The 15,622-nt window shown below is 68.0% G+C and carries 11 protein-coding genes; 8 read left to right on the top strand and 3 right to left on the bottom strand.

Features of this window, described 5'->3' with window-relative positions:
- Positions 1-45 precede the first annotated feature (45 nt).
- From MLJ35_RS12710 to MLJ35_RS12695, 4 genes are all read left to right on the top strand, one after another.
- Positions 46-2,049 carry a M13 family metallopeptidase gene (locus MLJ35_RS12710; protein ID WP_243384657.1) on the top strand — a complete coding sequence of 668 codons (2,004 nt, stop codon included), beginning with the start codon at positions 46-48 and terminating at the stop codon, positions 2,047-2,049.
- Between the two features lie 35 nt (positions 2,050-2,084).
- Entirely contained in the window at positions 2,085-3,734 is a 1,650-nt protein-coding gene (locus MLJ35_RS12705) for a dipeptidase (RefSeq protein WP_243384656.1), read from the top strand.
- A gap of 116 nt (positions 3,735-3,850) precedes the next feature.
- Positions 3,851-5,629, top strand: coding sequence for a M1 family metallopeptidase (locus tag MLJ35_RS12700; protein ID WP_243384655.1), 1,779 nt, complete (start codon positions 3,851-3,853; stop codon positions 5,627-5,629).
- Between the two features lie 9 nt (positions 5,630-5,638).
- Entirely contained in the window at positions 5,639-7,684 is a 2,046-nt protein-coding gene (locus MLJ35_RS12695) for an OPT family oligopeptide transporter (protein WP_243384654.1), read from the top strand.
- Between the two features lie 147 nt (positions 7,685-7,831).
- Here MLJ35_RS12695 and MLJ35_RS12690 read toward each other — a convergent pair whose 3' ends face one another.
- From MLJ35_RS12690 to MLJ35_RS12680, 3 genes are read right to left on the bottom strand one after another with little or no spacing between them, the layout of a single operon-like run.
- Positions 7,832-8,608 carry an inositol monophosphatase family protein gene (locus MLJ35_RS12690; protein WP_243384653.1) on the bottom strand — a complete coding sequence of 259 codons (777 nt, stop codon included), beginning with the start codon at positions 8,606-8,608 and terminating at the stop codon, positions 7,832-7,834.
- Position 8,609: 1 nt separating this feature from the next.
- Positions 8,610-10,103 (bottom strand): SDR family oxidoreductase, encoded by a 1,494-nt coding sequence (locus MLJ35_RS12685; protein ID WP_243384652.1) that lies wholly within the window; start codon positions 10,101-10,103, stop codon positions 8,610-8,612.
- Positions 10,100-10,768, bottom strand: a complete 669-nt coding sequence (locus MLJ35_RS12680) for an adenine nucleotide alpha hydrolase (protein ID WP_243384651.1) — start codon at positions 10,766-10,768, stop codon at positions 10,100-10,102. The genes MLJ35_RS12685 and MLJ35_RS12680 overlap by 4 nt, the downstream gene beginning before the upstream one ends.
- Positions 10,769-10,839: 71 nt before the next feature.
- Here MLJ35_RS12680 and MLJ35_RS12675 point away from each other — a divergent pair, with 71 nt between their 5' ends.
- The 4 genes from MLJ35_RS12675 to MLJ35_RS12660 all read left to right on the top strand — a co-directional run bounded on the left by MLJ35_RS12675 (position 10,840) and on the right by MLJ35_RS12660 (position 15,583).
- Positions 10,840-11,382, top strand: coding sequence for a NifU family protein (locus MLJ35_RS12675; protein WP_243288689.1), 543 nt, complete (start codon positions 10,840-10,842; stop codon positions 11,380-11,382).
- Positions 11,383-11,452: 70 nt separating this feature from the next.
- A complete protein-coding gene (locus tag MLJ35_RS12670) occupies positions 11,453-12,451 on the top strand; it encodes a sensor domain-containing diguanylate cyclase (protein ID WP_243384650.1) in 999 nt (332 codons plus the stop codon).
- 186 nt (positions 12,452-12,637) lie between these two features.
- Positions 12,638-14,605, top strand: a complete 1,968-nt coding sequence (locus MLJ35_RS12665; RefSeq protein WP_420843045.1) for an alpha-ketoacid dehydrogenase subunit alpha/beta — start codon at positions 12,638-12,640, stop codon at positions 14,603-14,605.
- Positions 14,606-14,728: 123 nt separating this feature from the next.
- The gene (locus MLJ35_RS12660) at positions 14,729-15,583 is read left to right on the top strand and encodes an MBL fold metallo-hydrolase (protein ID WP_243384648.1); all 855 of its coding nucleotides are present in this window, start codon (positions 14,729-14,731) and stop codon (positions 15,581-15,583) included.
- Positions 15,584-15,622 lie beyond the last annotated feature (39 nt).

Genomic DNA, 15,622 nt, shown 5'->3' with positions numbered 1-15,622 from the left:
TACTCCCGGACGGCAGAGCCTTCCGGGAGCGCATGAGGAAAGCACATGAAGAACCGTTGCCTGCTCGTCCTGGCGCTGATGGCGCCGCTCTCCGCCCAGGTGGCCTACAAGGGCTTCAACCCGGCGAACATCGATCCCACCGTGAAGCCCTGCCAGGACTTCTTCCAGTACGCCGTGGGCGGCTGGGCCAAGCGCACCGCCATCCCCGCCGAATACGAACGCTACGGCGTGGACCAGGAGATCGACACCCGGACCCACCAGATCCTGCGGGAGATCATGGAATCCGCGGCGGCCGCCAAGGCCGCCCCGGGTTCCGAGACCCGGAAGGTCGGGGACTTCTACGCCAGCGGCATGGACGAGGCGGGCATCGAGGCTGCGGGGCTCAAGCCCCTCGCGCCGCTGTTCGCGCGCATCGACGGCGTGAAGGACTCGGCCTCCCTGGTGGCCGTGCTGGCGGACCTCCACCGGCTGGGCGCCTTCGCCGGCTTCTATGTCGGTGTCGAGCAGGATGACAAGGAGAGCAGCCGCTATTCCATGGTGCTGGCCCAGGGCGGCCTCGGTCTTCCGGACCGGGACTACTACCTGAAGGATGATCCCAAGTCGAAGGAGCTCCTCGCCGCCTACCGCGCCCATGTCGCGAAGATGATGACCATGGCCGGTTTCCAGGCCGGGGATGCCGACCGCATCCTCGACCTGGAGACGCGCTTCGCCAAGGCCAGCATGACCCGGGTGGAACAGCGGGATCCCAACGCCGTCTACCACGCCATGACGCCCGCCCAGCTCAAGGCCGCCGCGCCCGGTTTCCCCACGGAGCTCTACCTGAAGGGCCTGGCAGTCCCCGCCCCGGACCGCTTCGTGGTGCGCCAGCCCGCCTTCATGGCCGAGCTGGGCCGCATGATCCAGGAGGTTCCCGCCGACCAGTGGCGCACGTACCTGCGCTGGACGCTTCTCAACGATGCCGCCCCGGGCCTCCCCAGAGCGTTCGAGCAGGAATCCTTCGCCTTCTACGGCACGAAGCTGCAGGGCACCACCGCCCAGCATCCCCGCTGGAAGCGCGTGATGTTCGCCGCCGACCGCGGCCTGGGCGAAGCCCTCGGCAAGCTCTATGTCCAGCGCGCCTTCCCCGCCAGCAGCAAGGCCAAGGTGCTGGAGATGGTGGAGAACCTCCGGACGGCGCTGAAGGTCCGCATCGATGGCCTTGCCTGGATGAGCGGCCCCACCAAGGCCAAGGCCCGCCAGAAGCTGGCGGCCATGCGGGTGAAGATCGGCTATCCGGATGTCTGGCGCGACTACACTCAGCTCGAGGTCAAGCGGCAGCCGTACGTGCTCAACCTCCTGGAGGCCCGCCGCTTCGAGTTCCAGCGGCGCCTGGCGAAGCTCGGCGGTCCCATCGACCGCAGCGAGTGGAGCATGACGCCCCAGACCAACAACGCCTACTACAGCCCCACCATGAACGAGATCGTGTTCCCCGCTGGCATCCTCCAGCCCCCTTACTTCGACGCGACAGCCGATGACGCCGTGAACTACGGGAACATCGGCGCCACCATTGGCCACGAGATGACCCACGGCTTCGACGACGAGGGCCGTCAGTTCGACGCCGACGGCAACCTCAAGAGCTGGTGGACCCCCGCAGACGAAAAGGCCTACAACGAGCGCGCCGAGCTGGTGGTGAAGCAATTCGACGCCTTCGAGCCCCTGCCCGGCCTCCACCTCAACGGGAAGCTCACGCTGGGCGAGAACATCGCCGACCTGGGCGGGCTCAAGCTCGCGTGGGACGCATGGAAATTGAGCCAGAAGGGCAAGCTCCCGGTTGGAAAGATTGAGGGTTTCACCCCCGGACAGCGGTTCTTCCTGGGCTACGCCGAGACCTGGCGCACCCTCACCCGCGAGGAAGCCACCCGCCTCCGAGCCGTCACCGATCCCCACAGCCCGGCGAAGTTCCGCGTGAACGGCCCGCTCTCCAACCTGCCGGAGTTCTACGAGGCCTTCGGCTGCCAGGATGGCGACCCCATGAAGCGGCCCGAGAAGGACCGCCCGGCCATCTGGTAGCATCGCCCTTTCGCCCCGATTTCAAAAGGATCTCCATGCGTATCCGCCCCCTCGTCCTCCTCGCCACCCTCCTGACCGCCGGCGCGGCCCTGGACGCCTGCACCAACTTGCTCGTGACCAAGGGCGCGACCAAGGATGGGTCGACGATGATCACCTATGCCGCCGACAGCCACACGCTCTACGGCGAGCTCTACTTCAAGCCCGGCGGAAAGCACAGTCCCGGCGAGGTGCGTGTGATCCGGGAGTGGGACAGCGGCTTCACCTTCGATACAGGCAAGGTGCTGGGCAGCATCCCCGAAGCCCCCGTGACCTACACCCGCGTCGGCAACATGAACGAGCACCAGGTCACCATCGCGGAGACCACCTTCGGCGGGCGCAAGGAACTGCAGGTCCCCAGCGGCATCATCGACTACGGCAGCCTCATCTACATTGGGCTGGAGCGCGCGAAGACCGCCCGCGAGGCCATCCAGGTGATGACCAGCCTGACCGAGAAGTACGGCTACGCCTCCGAGGGCGAGAGCTTCTCCATCGCGGATCCCAACGAAGTCTGGATCCTCGAGATGATCGGCAAGGGCAAGGGCCAGACGGGCGCCCTGTGGGTGGCCTACCACCTTCCGGACGGCACCATCAGCGCCCACGCCAACCAGTCCCGCATCCGCCAGTTCCCCCTGAACGATCCCAGCACCGCCATCTACAGCAAGGACCTCATCCCCTTCGCCCGTGAAAAGGGCTACTTCAAGGGGGCGGACAAGGACTTCAGCTTCGCCGACACCTACGCGCCCCTCACCTTCGGGGCCCTGCGCGCCTGCGAGGCCCGCGTGTGGAGCCTGTTCCGCCGCGCCGCGCCCAGCCAGAACCTCTCCATCGACTACGTGAAGGCCGTGAAGGGCGCCAAGCCCATGCCGCTCTTCATCAAGCCCGACCAGAAGCTGGGCGTGCATGACGTCATGCAGCTCATGCGCGACCACTTCGAGGGCACCGAGTTCGACATGACCAAGGATGTGGGCGCCGGGCCCTACAAGCTGCCCTACCGCTGGCGGCCCATGACCTGGAAGGTGGACGGCCAGGAGTACCTCCACGAGCGCGCCATCAGCACCCAGCAGACCGGCTTCTCCTTCGTGAGCCAGGCCCGCGGCTGGATGCCCGGTCCCGTGGGCGGTGTGCTGTGGTTCGGCGTGGACGACACCTACACCACGGTCTACCAGCCCATCTCCTGCGGCATCACCGCCCCGCCCAAGGCCTTCGCCATCGGCACGGGCAACTTCGATTCCTTCAGCTGGGACAGCGCGTTCTGGACCTTCAACTTCGTCAGCAACTACACCTACACCCGCTGGAGCGACATGATCGTCGATGTCCAGAAGGTGCAGCAGGAGCTCGAAGGCCGCTACCTGGCCGACCAGGCCGAGGTGGACCGCAAGGCCCTGGAACTCTACAAACAGGATCCCGCCCAGGCCCAGGCCTACCTCACCCAGCGCGCCGCCAACCAGTCCGAGGAGCTCATGGGCCGGTGGAAGAAGCTGGGCGAATCCCTCATCTGGAAGTACCTGGACGGCAACGTCCGCAACGGGAAGGGCGAAGTCACCCACCCCAAGGCCCCCGAGGATTGGCTGCGCTGCATCGTCAAGGACCACGGCGACGTCATCAAGATGCGGAAGGTGGAGGGATTGGCTCCAGACGAGGAGTGATCCCCGGCTGAAAACCTTCGGTTTTTGGATAGGAGGCCCCGCTCGCGGGGCCTTCCTAGTTGTGATGTCTGCCGTTCAGGGCCCTGTGGGATGATGGCGGGTTCCCCGAGGTTTTCATGCACCGCCCTGATCCGCATTCGTACTACGATTCCGTCCAGCCCCGGGCCCGGCGGCTGCGCCTGAAGCTCGGCGTGGACTTCGCCGCGAAACGCATCGACGGCGAGGTGGCCCTGGAATTCGGGGAGGCGGTGTCAGGCGTCCTGGACCTGGACACCAAGGGACTGGAGATCCTCGGCGCGCAGGTCCCGGGCCAGGGCCCCATCCCCTGGGAGCTCGGCGAGGCCGATCCCATCCTGGGCAGCCGCCTTCGGGTGACCGCGCCCGACGGCACCCGCGAATTGACGGTCCGCTATCGGACGGCCCCGGACGCCATGGCCCTCCAGTGGCTGGATCCGGAGCAGACCGAGGGCAAGGTCGCCCCCTACCTCTTCAGCCAGTGCCAGCAGATCCACGCCCGCACCATGGTGCCCTGCCAGGACACGCCCATCGCCCGGGTGTCCTACCAGGCCGAGGTCACCGTGCCCGAGGGCCTCACCGCGGTGATGTCCGCGGGCCCGGACGGCGACGAGGCCACCGGCGATGGCCGCCACACCTTCCGCTTCACCATGCCCCAGCCCATCCCCAGCTACCTGCTGGCCCTGGCCGTGGGCCGCCTGGAAGCCCGGGACCTGAGCCCCCGCAGCCGCGTGTGGGCCGAGCCCGAAACCGTGGCCTCCGCCGCCTGGGAGTTCGCGGGCGTGGAGGAGATGATCGTCAAGGCGGAGGGCCTGTTCGGGCCCTACCCCTGGGACCGCTACGACATGCTCGTGCTGCCACCCTCCTTCCCCTACGGCGGCATGGAGAACCCGCGCATGACCTTCCTCACGCCCACCCTGCTGGCGGGGGACCGCAGCCTGGTGGACGTGGTGGCCCATGAGCTGGCCCACAGCTGGACCGGCAACCTCGTCACCAACGCCAGCATGGAGCACTTCTGGCTGAACGAGGGCTTCACCGTCTGGGCCGAGCGCAAGATCCTGCGCACCCTCCACGGCGACGACGCCGCGGCCCTGGGCTGGGCCACGGGCCAGAAAGCCCTGGAGGACAGCCTGGAGCGCTTCAAGAAGGAGCCCCACCTCACGGTGCTGCGCATGCACCTGGAGGGCATCGATCCCGACGACGCCTTCTCGAGCATCCCCTACGAGAAGGGCGCCCGCCTCGTGGCCGCCCTGGAGGCGCATGTGGGCGAGGACCGCTTCGGCCGCTTCCTCCGCGACTACATGGACGCCTTCCGCTTCACCTCCATCACCACCGAGCAGTTCTGCGCCTTCGTCGAGGAGCAGCTGCCCAGCGCCCTGGCGGCCGTGGACGCCAAGGCCTACCTCGACGAGCCCGGGATGCCGGCCACGGCCCCGCAGTTCCACAGCGCCCAGCTGGACGGCCTCACGGCCCTGGCCGAGGGCTGGGCCGGGGGTCAGCGGCCCACAGAGGCCCAGATCGCGGCCTGGACGCCCGCGGAGCTGCTGGTCTACCTCCAGAAGCTGCCCCGCCAGCTCACTCATTCCGACTGTGCCTGGCTGGACGCGCACTTCAAGCTGATGAACCGCGGCAACCACGAGATCCTCGTGGAGTGGCTCACCCTGGCCGCGGCGGCGGACTACGAGGCGGCCTTCCCTCGCATCCGCGAGGTGCTGACGCGCGTGGGCCGCATGAAGTACCTCCGCCCCCTCTACGGCGCCCTGGGACAGCACGCCCGCACCCGTGCCCTGGCCCGGGAGATCTTCGCCGTCGCAAGCCCCGGTTACCACGGCCTGTCGCGCCGCGTGGTCCAGTCCGTCCTCGAAGCCTATCCCGCCTAGGAGCGATCGATGTCCCACGGATCCGAACCCCAGGAGATCAAAGGTCTGCCCGCAAATGCGCGGCGGCCGCTGTCCGACGGCGAGAGCTACGTGCCCCTCGTCCCCCAGGACGGCGTGCCGGAGACGACGCCCCGCGCCATCACCATGGGCCTCGTCTTCTGCGCCATCTTCAGCATGGCGGCGGCCTACCTCGCCCTGAAGCTGGGCCAGGGCATCGAGGCCGCCATCCCCATCGCCATCCTGGCCGTGGGCCTCTCGCGCTTCTTCCCGCGCAAGAACACAATCCTCGAGAACGTCATCGTCCAGAGCATCGGCGCCAACAGCAGCCACGTGGTGAGCGGCGCCGCCTTCACGATCCCCGCCCTCTACATCCTGGCCCAGACCCCCGGCAGCGGCGTGCCCACGCCCACCCTGTGGCAGGTGGTGCTGGTGAGCTTCCTGGGCGGTTGCATCGGCATCCTGTTCCTGGTACCCCTGCGCCACCACTTCATGGTGGAGAACCACGGCATCTTCCCCTGGCCCGAAGCCACCGCCACCGCTGAGATCCTCGTCACCGGAGAGAAGGCGGGCAACCAGGCCAAGGAGCTGGCCGTGGCCGCCGGCATCGGCGCCCTGTACGACGGCATCACCTCGATCTTCCGCGGCATGGGCGAATACATCCGCCTTGAGCACGTCTACGTGGGCAAGGCCCTGCGCGAGAAGTTCATGAGCTTCAACTTCCTGAACAGCGCGGCCACGCTGGGCATCGGCTACATCATCGGCCTGCGCTATTCCGCGGTCATCGCGGCCGGATCGTTCTTCAGCATGTTCGTGCTGGTGCCCCTCTTCCACGCCATCGGCCAGCACGTGCCGGTGATCGTGCCCCCGGGCGCCAAGCTCATCGCCGACATGACGCCGGAGCAGGTCTTCTTCGCCTACGTCCGCATCATCGGCGTGGGCGCCATCGCGGGGGCGGGCGTCATGGGCGTGCTGGCCTCCATGCCCAACATGATCCGCAGCATCATCAGCAACATGAAGGCGCTCATGAACCGCGACGCCGCGGCCGAGTCCCCCAAGGCCGCCATCCGGACCGAGCGCAGCCTGGCGGGCTCCATGATCGCCGTGGGTCTCGTCACCAGCATGGTGGGCACCCTGGCCTTCCTGAGCTTCGGCCTGGGCATCAAGCAGGCCCTGGTGCCGGCCCTCATCGCCACCCTCGTGGTGATGGTGATCTCCTTCTTCTTCGCGCCCGTCGCCGCCCGCGCCATCGCCACCATCGGCACCAACCCCATCAGCGGCATGACCATGCTCACCCTGGTCATCACGGGCGTGCTGATGCTGAAGCTGAACTTCACGGGCGGCTACGGCATGTTCCTCACCATGATGGTGGGCGGCATCGTCTGCACGGCCCTGGCGGCCTCCGGCGCCTTCAGCACCGACCTCAAGATCGGCCACTGGATCGGAGCCACACCCGCCCGGCAGATCGGCTGGAAGTTCGTGGGCACCTTCGTGGCCGCGCTCTTCACGGGCATCGCCATGTGGCTCATGGCCAAGCAGGTGAACCTGGATGGCACCATGGCCTTGGGCACCTCCATCCCCGCGCCCCAGGCCAGCGCCATGAAGGCCATCCTCGAAGGCATCTTCGGCACCGTGTCCATGCCCCTGCGCTGGTACGCCTTCGGCCTGGGCATCATGCTCTCCCTCGTGCTGCGCATGGTGGAGCTGCCCGCCCTGGGCTTCGCGCTGGGCATGTACCTGCCCATCGAGCTGAACACACCCCTCTTCCTGGGCGGCATCCTGGCGCACCTGGTGAATCGGCCCAAGCCTGGTACCAGCGAGGCCGATGCCAAGGCCCGGGAGAACCGGGGCGTCCTCATCGCCAGCGGCCTCATGGCCGGCGGCGCCATCATGGGCGTGGTGGCCAGCTTCGTGAAGCTCAAGTGGACCGAGGGCTTCCCGCTCCTCAGCGTCCACCAGGCCGAAGGAGCCCTGGGCGAGTGGCTTGGCCTCGCGGCCCTGGTGGCCCTGTGCCTCTACGTCGTCGTCTACAGCCGGCGGGCCAAGGGCGAGGCGTAGCCGTTCGTCAGTCGAAAAGAATCCGATAAGCGGAGGAGAACAGAGAAGCTGAGGAAAGCGGAGAAAAGGTTTCTGGGTTGCTTTTCCTCCGCTTTTCTCTGTTCCTCGGCCGCCTTCCGCTTACATCACGCCTTCCCGCGAAGTCGCTCAGCCCTCCAGAGTCTCCAGCAGATCCTGCGCTACGCCCCGGGTGCCCACCACCAGGTTCCCGCTCTCGAACCACCTCTGGCCCCCTTCCCAATCGGTGATCGCGCCGCCGGCCTCCTGCACCAGCAGCACGCCGGCGGCGAGGTCCCAGGGCTTGAGGCCCAGCTCGAAGTAGCCGTCGAAGATGCCGCAGGCGACATGCGCCAGGTCGAGGGCGGCGCTGCCGGCCCTGCGGATGCCCTTGGCGCGGGGGAAGACGCGGCCCAGGGCGGCGTTGAAGGCGGGCCAGCGCTCGCCCAGCTGGAAGGCGAATCCCGTGGCGATGAAGGCACCGTCCAGGCCCGCCTGCTGCGAGACGCGCATGGGCCTGCCGTTCCAGGTGGCACCGAGGCCTCGCACGGCCAGGAAGCAGTCATCCCGCAGGGGATCCAGCACGCAGCCCACCACCGGGCCCTCCGCATCCCAGAGGGCCACGGAGACGCACCAGTGGGGGAAGCCCTGGACGAAGTTCAGCGTGCCGTCGAGCGGGTCCACGATCCAGCGGATGTCTGCGCTGCCGTGGCTTCCGCCCTCCTCGCCCAGGAACCCGTACTGCGGGAAGCGGAAGTCCAGCTCGGCATGGATGGCGGCCTCGGCGGCGCGGTCGGCTTCGCTCACCACGTCATTCTTGGTCTTCTCGGTGATGGTGGCCGGATCCAGCTTCCGAAAGTAGCCGAGCAGCACCTTCCCTCCGGCCTGGGCCGCGGCCAGGCAGGCCTCCCGTTGCGCGTCGTACATGTCATGACCTCTCAGTTCCTGTCGCAGCGGTCTCGGCCCGCTTCTTCAATGCCCGGACCATGCCAGGGAACACGAAGAGGTGGAAGGGCAGCATCGCGTACCAGTAGATCAGGCCGAGCACGCCATGGGGCTCGAAGAAGGCGGTCTGCTCCAGGCGCGAGCCCGCCCCCTCGGGCCGCACGGTGAACTGGAGCCAGGCGTGGCCGTCCAGCTTCATCTCGGACCGCAGGCGCAAAAGGCGGTCCTCCTCGACGGCCTCGACGCGCCAGAAGTCCACGGGATCGCCCACGCGGAGCTGCCGCGGATGCCGTCGCCCCCGGCGCATGCCCATGCCGCGGAACAGCCGGTCCAGGAAGCCGCGGATCTGCCACAGCCAGTTGCCGGCGGGCCAGCCGTTCTCGCCGCCCAGCGCGCAGAAGGTCTCGAACACCACGTGGGGCCGAGCCTTGACGTGCCGGTGGTGGCGCTCCAGGAACATGCCTTCGTGGGAGCCCAGGACCTCCTCCTCCTGCTCGCGGGAGAGGCTGGTGGCCCAGGTGGTCTCCACCGCATCCTCGTCCAGGCGCTGCAGAGCCAGCGCCAAGGCCTCCTTGTAGGCCATGGGGCGCACCCGGAAGACTTCCAGAGCTCGGGGATCGCGCACCACCACCTCGGTGGTCATGCCTTCGATGAGGGGCTTGGCCAGGACCAGCGGGATGGGCGTGACCAGGTCCACCCACAGGGCGGACAGGATCGGCAGCGGCACGCGCATGGGGATGATGAAGCGGCGCAGGCCCCGGGCCTCGGCGTAGCCCAGCATCATCCGCCGGTAGTCGAGGACATCGCGGCCGCCGATCTCGAAGATGCCCGACACGTCCGGGTGCTCCAGGGCCTCGGTGAGGTAGCCCAGCACATTGCGCACGCCGATGGGCTGGCAGCGGGTGTTCACCCAACGCGGCGTGATCATGACGGGAAGGCGCTCCGTCAGGTGGCGGATCATCTCGAAGCTGGCGCTGCCGCTGCCCACGATGACCGCGGCCCGGAACTCGAGCACCGGCACGCCCGTGGAACCGAGGGCCGCCCCGACCTCCTGCCGGCTGGCGAGGTGATCGCTCCGGTGGCCCTTGGGATCCCCCAGCCCGCCCAGGTAGATGATCCGCTGCACGCCCGCCTTGGCGCAGGCCGCCGCGAAGACCAGGGCGTGCCCCAGGTCCCGGTCGCGGAAGTCCGGCCGGTCCTCGCTCATGGCATGGACCAGGTAGTAGGCTTGCGACACGCCCTCCAGGGCCACCGCCAGGGAGGCCGGATCGCTCACGTCCCCCTTCACCGTCTGCACCCCCGGCCAGGGCCGGCCCGCCACCCGGTCGGGGTTGCGGGCCATGCAGCGCACGTGGTGGCCGGCGGCGAGGAGGCGGGGCACCAGTCGCCCGCCGATGTAGCCCGTGGCGCCGGTGACGAGAATCAGCGGCCGGCCGGGATCCATCAGGCTCGCGCCCGTGGGCTGTGACGAGGTCATGCGGGCACCAGGTCCGCGAAGACGAAGCCATCGCGCTCCACCACGCCGCCCCGATGAATGGGAATGGGATGCCGGAACATGGGGCCGTCCCAGGCGAAGGTGTGGAACTCGCCCCGCTCGCCGCAGGGATCCACGCCGGCCGGCAGGTCCGCCAGCAGGCCGGCGTCGAAGGCCCGCCCCGCGAAGGCCGCGTCCAGTGCCCGGGGGTCCACGCAGGTCAGGGTGGCCTTCAGGCCCGCGGCCACCATGGTCCGGGAAAGCCCCGCCGTATCCGGATTCCAGATGGGGAACAAGGGCGCCAGGCCCGTCCCGGCCAGCTTCTGGATGCGGTAGTCCCGCACATCCTCCAGGAAGAGGTCCCCGAAAGCCATGGCACCGATGCCTTCGGCCACCGCGCTGGCGCAGGCCTGGGCCATCCGGGCCTCGTAGGCCTCGTTGGGGCAGGGCCAGGGCAGCGGCACCTTCCAGAGCGGCAGGCCCGCGGCCTCGGCCTGGGCCTCGAGCAGGGATTCCCGCACCGCGTGCATGGCCACCCGTCCGAAGGCCTCGTTGGTGGTGGTGAGGAGGCCCACCACGTCCACGTCCCCGGCCTGGCGGAGGGCGTGCAGGGCCCAGGCGGCGTCCTTGCCGCTGGACCAGCTCAGGAGGACCTTCGTCCGTGTCATGGGATCTCCGGGTCCAAGTATGGGCCCTCGTAAATCCTGACGAATTTGGTAAACTTTCTTGGGAGCCTTCCATGCCCAAGGTCATCAACATCGAACCCACGCCCAATCCCGATGCGCTGAAGTTCCTGGTGCATCCGGCCATTCTCAAGGCCGGGTCCCGGTCCTTCAAGGATTTCGGGGCGGCGGTGGGTGATCCGCTGGGCTCGGCGCTCTTCGCCCTGGGCAAGGTGACCTCCGTGTTCTACATGGACCGCTTCGTCACCGTGAACAAGGATCCTTCGGCCGAGTGGACCGACCTCATCGACCCCATCTGCGAATCCATCGAGGACCTGAAGCTGCCCGAGAACGACACCGGCGATGTGGCGCTGACGCCGGGCGGCGACGCGGACGCGACGCTGGAGCGCATCAACCAGCTGCTGGACTCCCGCATCCGCCCCGGCCTGGCGGGCGACGGCGGCGGCCTGGAGGTCATCTCCTTCGACGGCCAGACCCTCCAGATCAGCTACCACGGCGCCTGCGGATCCTGCCCCTCCTCCACCAGCGGCACCCTGCGCTACATCGAGGGGCTGCTCCAAGAGGAGATCAGCCCCAGCCTCCGCGTGGTGAGCTGGTAGAAGCACCCCATCTCGGCTCTTGCGCCATGGGAAAACTCCGGCATCCTAAAGGTACCTTCTGGAGACACGCGTGCCTGGAAAGGCTGTCAAGCGTCGCAGCGCCAAGGGAAACCATCTTGCCGCGCTGGCGGACCTGCTCAACGCCAGCCGGGAGGATCCGGCCCGGCTCTTCGAGCATGGCCTCGCCCTGCTGGTGGACCGCCTCAACGTGGATCGTGCCCTGCTCACCCGGATCACGGGGCTGGGTTACGAAGTGTTCTGGTGGGCCGTGGCGGATGGCGCCGGCATGAACGGCATCTTCGAGGCCCCCGAGAAGGGCTACTGTCCGTGGGTGATGGCCCACCCGGACCGCCCGCTCACCATCCGGGACGCCTCGCTGGAACCGCGCTGGCGCAAGAGCCCCGGCTACCTGGAGCTTGGCATCCGCGCCTACTCCGGCGTGGCCCTGAAGGAAGGCGACAACGTGGTGGGCACCCTGTGTGTCCAGTGCCATGCCCCCAGGGCCTTCGACCGCGGCGAGACCGAGCTGATCCGAGCCATGGGGCACCTCATGGCGCGCACCCTCGAATCCGAGAGCATGAAGCAGGAGCTCCGGGGAGCCCTGGACGCGCTGGAGCTCAGCGGCGCCATCGTGGAGGACAGCGCGCTGAACAGCGCCCGCTCCGGCCTGCCCAACCGCCGCTACCTCGACATCTGGCTCCGCGCCTCGCTGTTCATGGCCCGCCGCCGCAAGGAACCCATCGCCCTCGCCCTCTGGTCCCAGCCTCTGGTGACGGGCACCCGCGGCCGCCTGGCCGCCGCCGCCTCCCATCTGCGGGGCGAGGATCTGCTCATCGAGCTGTCGGCGGACCAGTACCTGCTGATCATGCCCCATACCAGCGAGGAAGGTACGGAGGTCCTGCTCGCGCGGCTTCGCGGGATCGTGGGCGAGCATCCCACCGGGGCCACGCTGTGGTTCCCCGGCGATGACGACATGACCTTGAAGTCGGCTTTGACGCGCGTCGGCAAAGCCTTCACTGAAGCCAATCGCGAAGGCACGAGCCTGATCTGGAGCCATCGCCGAGGGTGAACGGCGACACGCACGCTGGCCCGTCAGGCAGGTCCATGGGAAGATGAAAAGCTCTGGCACAGCCGGTGGAACCCGGCCCCGTGGAGGTGGATGTTGGAAACTCCGACCTTGGTGAAAGCGGCCCTCAACGCGCTGGAGGGCCAGGGCGCCCCCAGCCGCGAGGACCTCGCCCGATGGTACGAACTGATGCACCTCGGACGCATCCTGGACGACAAGGCGCCGAACTACCTGAAGCAGGCCATCGGCTGGTCGTACCACGCCCCGTGCGCCGGCCACGACGGCATCCAGCTGGCCGCCGGACTGGCTTTCCGCGCCGGCCAGGATTTCCTGTTCCCCTACTACCGCGACATGATGACCTGCCTCGCCGCGGGCCTCACGCCCGAGGAGATCATCCTCAACGGCATCTCCAAGGCCACCGACCCCGCCAGCGGCGGCCGCCACATGAGCAACCACTTCGCGAAGCCGTCCATCGGCATCCAGAACGTGTCCAGCCTCACGGGCAACCACACCCAGCACGCCGTGGGACTCGCCCGCGCGGTGAAGTACTACGGCCGCGACAGCGTGGTGTTCTGCAGCCAGGGCGAGTCCTCCCTGTCCGAAGGCTACTGCTCCGAGAGCATCAACGGCGCCGACCGCGAGCAGCTGCCTGTGGTCTTCGTGGTCCAGGACAACGGCTACGGCATCTCCGTGCCCAAGCACGACCAGAGCGCCAACGACCATCTCTGCGACAACTTCAGCGGCTACTCCAACCTGAAGATCATCAAGTGCGACGGGCTGGACCTCCTGGATTCCATGCGCGCCATGGCGGAGGCCATCGCCTACATCCGCACCGGCCAGGGCCCTGCCATGGTCTACGCCATGTGCGTGCGCATCGGCAGCCACTCGAACTCGGACCGCCACGAGCTCTACCGCGACGACGCGGAGCGGGCCGAGGCCAAGGCCAAGGATCCCCTGCCCCGCTTCCGCGCCTACTGCCTGGCGCACGGCCTCGCGGAGGAGGAGCTGAAGGCCATCGAGACCGAAAACCAGGCCCGCTACCTGGCAGCCCACGACAAGGCCATGGCCGCGCCGAACCCCGATCCCGCCACCATCTACGACTTCGTCATCCCCGAAGGCTGGATCTCCGCACAGTACCCGGACGGCACGCACCACGCCGAAGGCAGCCCCGTCAGCGTGATCACCGCCCTCAACCAGACCCTGAAGGAGGAATTCCGCCACAACCCCGACACCTTCATCTGGGGCCAGGACATGGCCAACAAGGAGAAGGGCGGCATCTTCAACGTGTCGAAAGGGATGCAGCAGGAGTTCGGCGAGAAGCGGGTCTTCAACGCCCCCATCGCCGAGGACTTCATCGTCGGCACCGCCAACGGCTTCTCCCGCCTGGACGACAAGATCCGCGTCGTGGTGGAAGGCGCCGAGTTCGCCGACTACATCTGGCCCGCCGCCGAGCAGATCGTCGAGTGCAGCCATGACTACTGGCGCAGCAACGGCCAGTTCGCCCCCAACGTCACCATCCGCCTGGCCTCCGGCGGCTACATCGGCGGCGGCCTCTATCACTCGCAGAACGTCGAAGGCTGGCTCACCACCCTGCCCGGCATCCGCGTGGTGGTGCCCGCCTTCGCCGACGACGCCGCGGGCCTGCTGCGCACCGCCCTGCGCAGCCGCGGCACCACCCTCTACCTCGAGCCGAAGTTCCTCTACAACGCGAAGATGGCCCAGGCCGTGGTGCCGCCAGACTTCGCCGTGCCCTTCGGCAAGGCCCGTGTCCGCCGCGAAGGCACGGACCTCACCATCCTCGCCTACGGCACGCCGGTCCACTTCGCCCTGGAAGCCGCGGCCAAGCTGGAAAAGGAAGGCAAGTCCGCCGAGGTCATCGACCTCCGCAGCCTCAGCCCCCTGGACACGCCCGCCATCCTGAAATCCGTGAAGAAGACGCACCGCGTGCTCATCGCCCACGAGGACAAGGTCTTCGGCGGCTTCGGCGGCGAGCTGGCGGCCATCTGCGCCTCCGAGTGCTTCGTCTGGCTGGACGCGCCCGTGGAGCGCGTGGGCTCCGAGTTCACGCCCGTGGGCTTCAACCGCATCCTCGAGCGCGCCGTCCTCCCCAACGCCGACAAGGTGCTGGCCGCCGCGCGCAAGGTCCTGGCATTCTAGGAAGAAGCGACCGCGAAAAACGCGAAGCCCGGCGGGCACGCGAAAAGCATCCAAGGCATGGGCCTTTGCCCTTTCTCCCTTTCGCGCCATTCGCGGCTCCAACTGTTGCCTGAAGGAGTCTCCATGCAGTTCGGTCCCTGGGATGTCCAGATCGTCAGCGGCGGCACCTTCCGGCTGGATGGCGGCGCCATGTTCGGCACGGTGCCGAAGGTGGTCTGGAACAAGCTCTACCCCGCCGACGAGGAGAACCAGATCCTCATGGCCACCAACTGCCTGCTGATCCGCGGCGAGGCGGGCGGGAAGAAGCACGTCGTCCTCGTGGACAACGGCAACGGCGACAAGGAAAGCGACGACTTCATGGCCCGCTTCAAGTTCCAGGGCCGGGGCGTGCTGGACGCGAACCTGGCGAAGCACGGCGTGAAGCCGGAGGACATCACCCTCTGCATCCTCACCCACCTGCACTTCGACCACGCGGGCGGCAGCACTCGCCTCGGCGCGGATGGCAAGCCCGTCCCCAGCTTCCCCCATGCCCGCTACGTGGTGCAGGCGAAGGATCTGGCCGACGCGAAGCACCCGCACCTGCGCGTGAAGGCCAGCTACCTGCCCCAGAACTGGGAGCCCCTGGAAGCCGCGGGCCTGCTGGAGACCGTGGACGGCATCGCCGAGCTGCTGCCCGGCATCTCCGTGCGCCCCGCCCCCGGCCACATCGAGGGCCTGCAGAACGTCATCGTCGAAGGCGGCGGGAAGCGCCTGGTCTACCTGGCGGACCTCATTCCCACGGCCCGCCACATCCAGCCGGCCTGGTGCATGGGCTACGACCTGGACGTGGTGACCTGCGTGAACGAGCGCCAGAAGCTGCTGGACGAGGTGACCGGCACGGATACGGTGTGCGTCTTCGAGCACGATCCCGAGTTCCCTGCCGGCACCGTCAGCCGGGACGCCAAGGGGAAGTACGTGGTGGCTCCGGTCCAGGTGTAGTCCCAGAGGGGCACAAACCGGCTGTCCAAACAAATTGAT

This window comes from Geothrix alkalitolerans (assembly GCF_022808885.1).
Classification (GTDB): Bacteria; Acidobacteriota; Holophagae; order Holophagales; family Holophagaceae; genus Geothrix; species Geothrix alkalitolerans.
The sequence above is the reverse complement of the archived record's forward strand: the minus strand, read 5'-3'. Positions and strand labels throughout refer to the sequence as shown.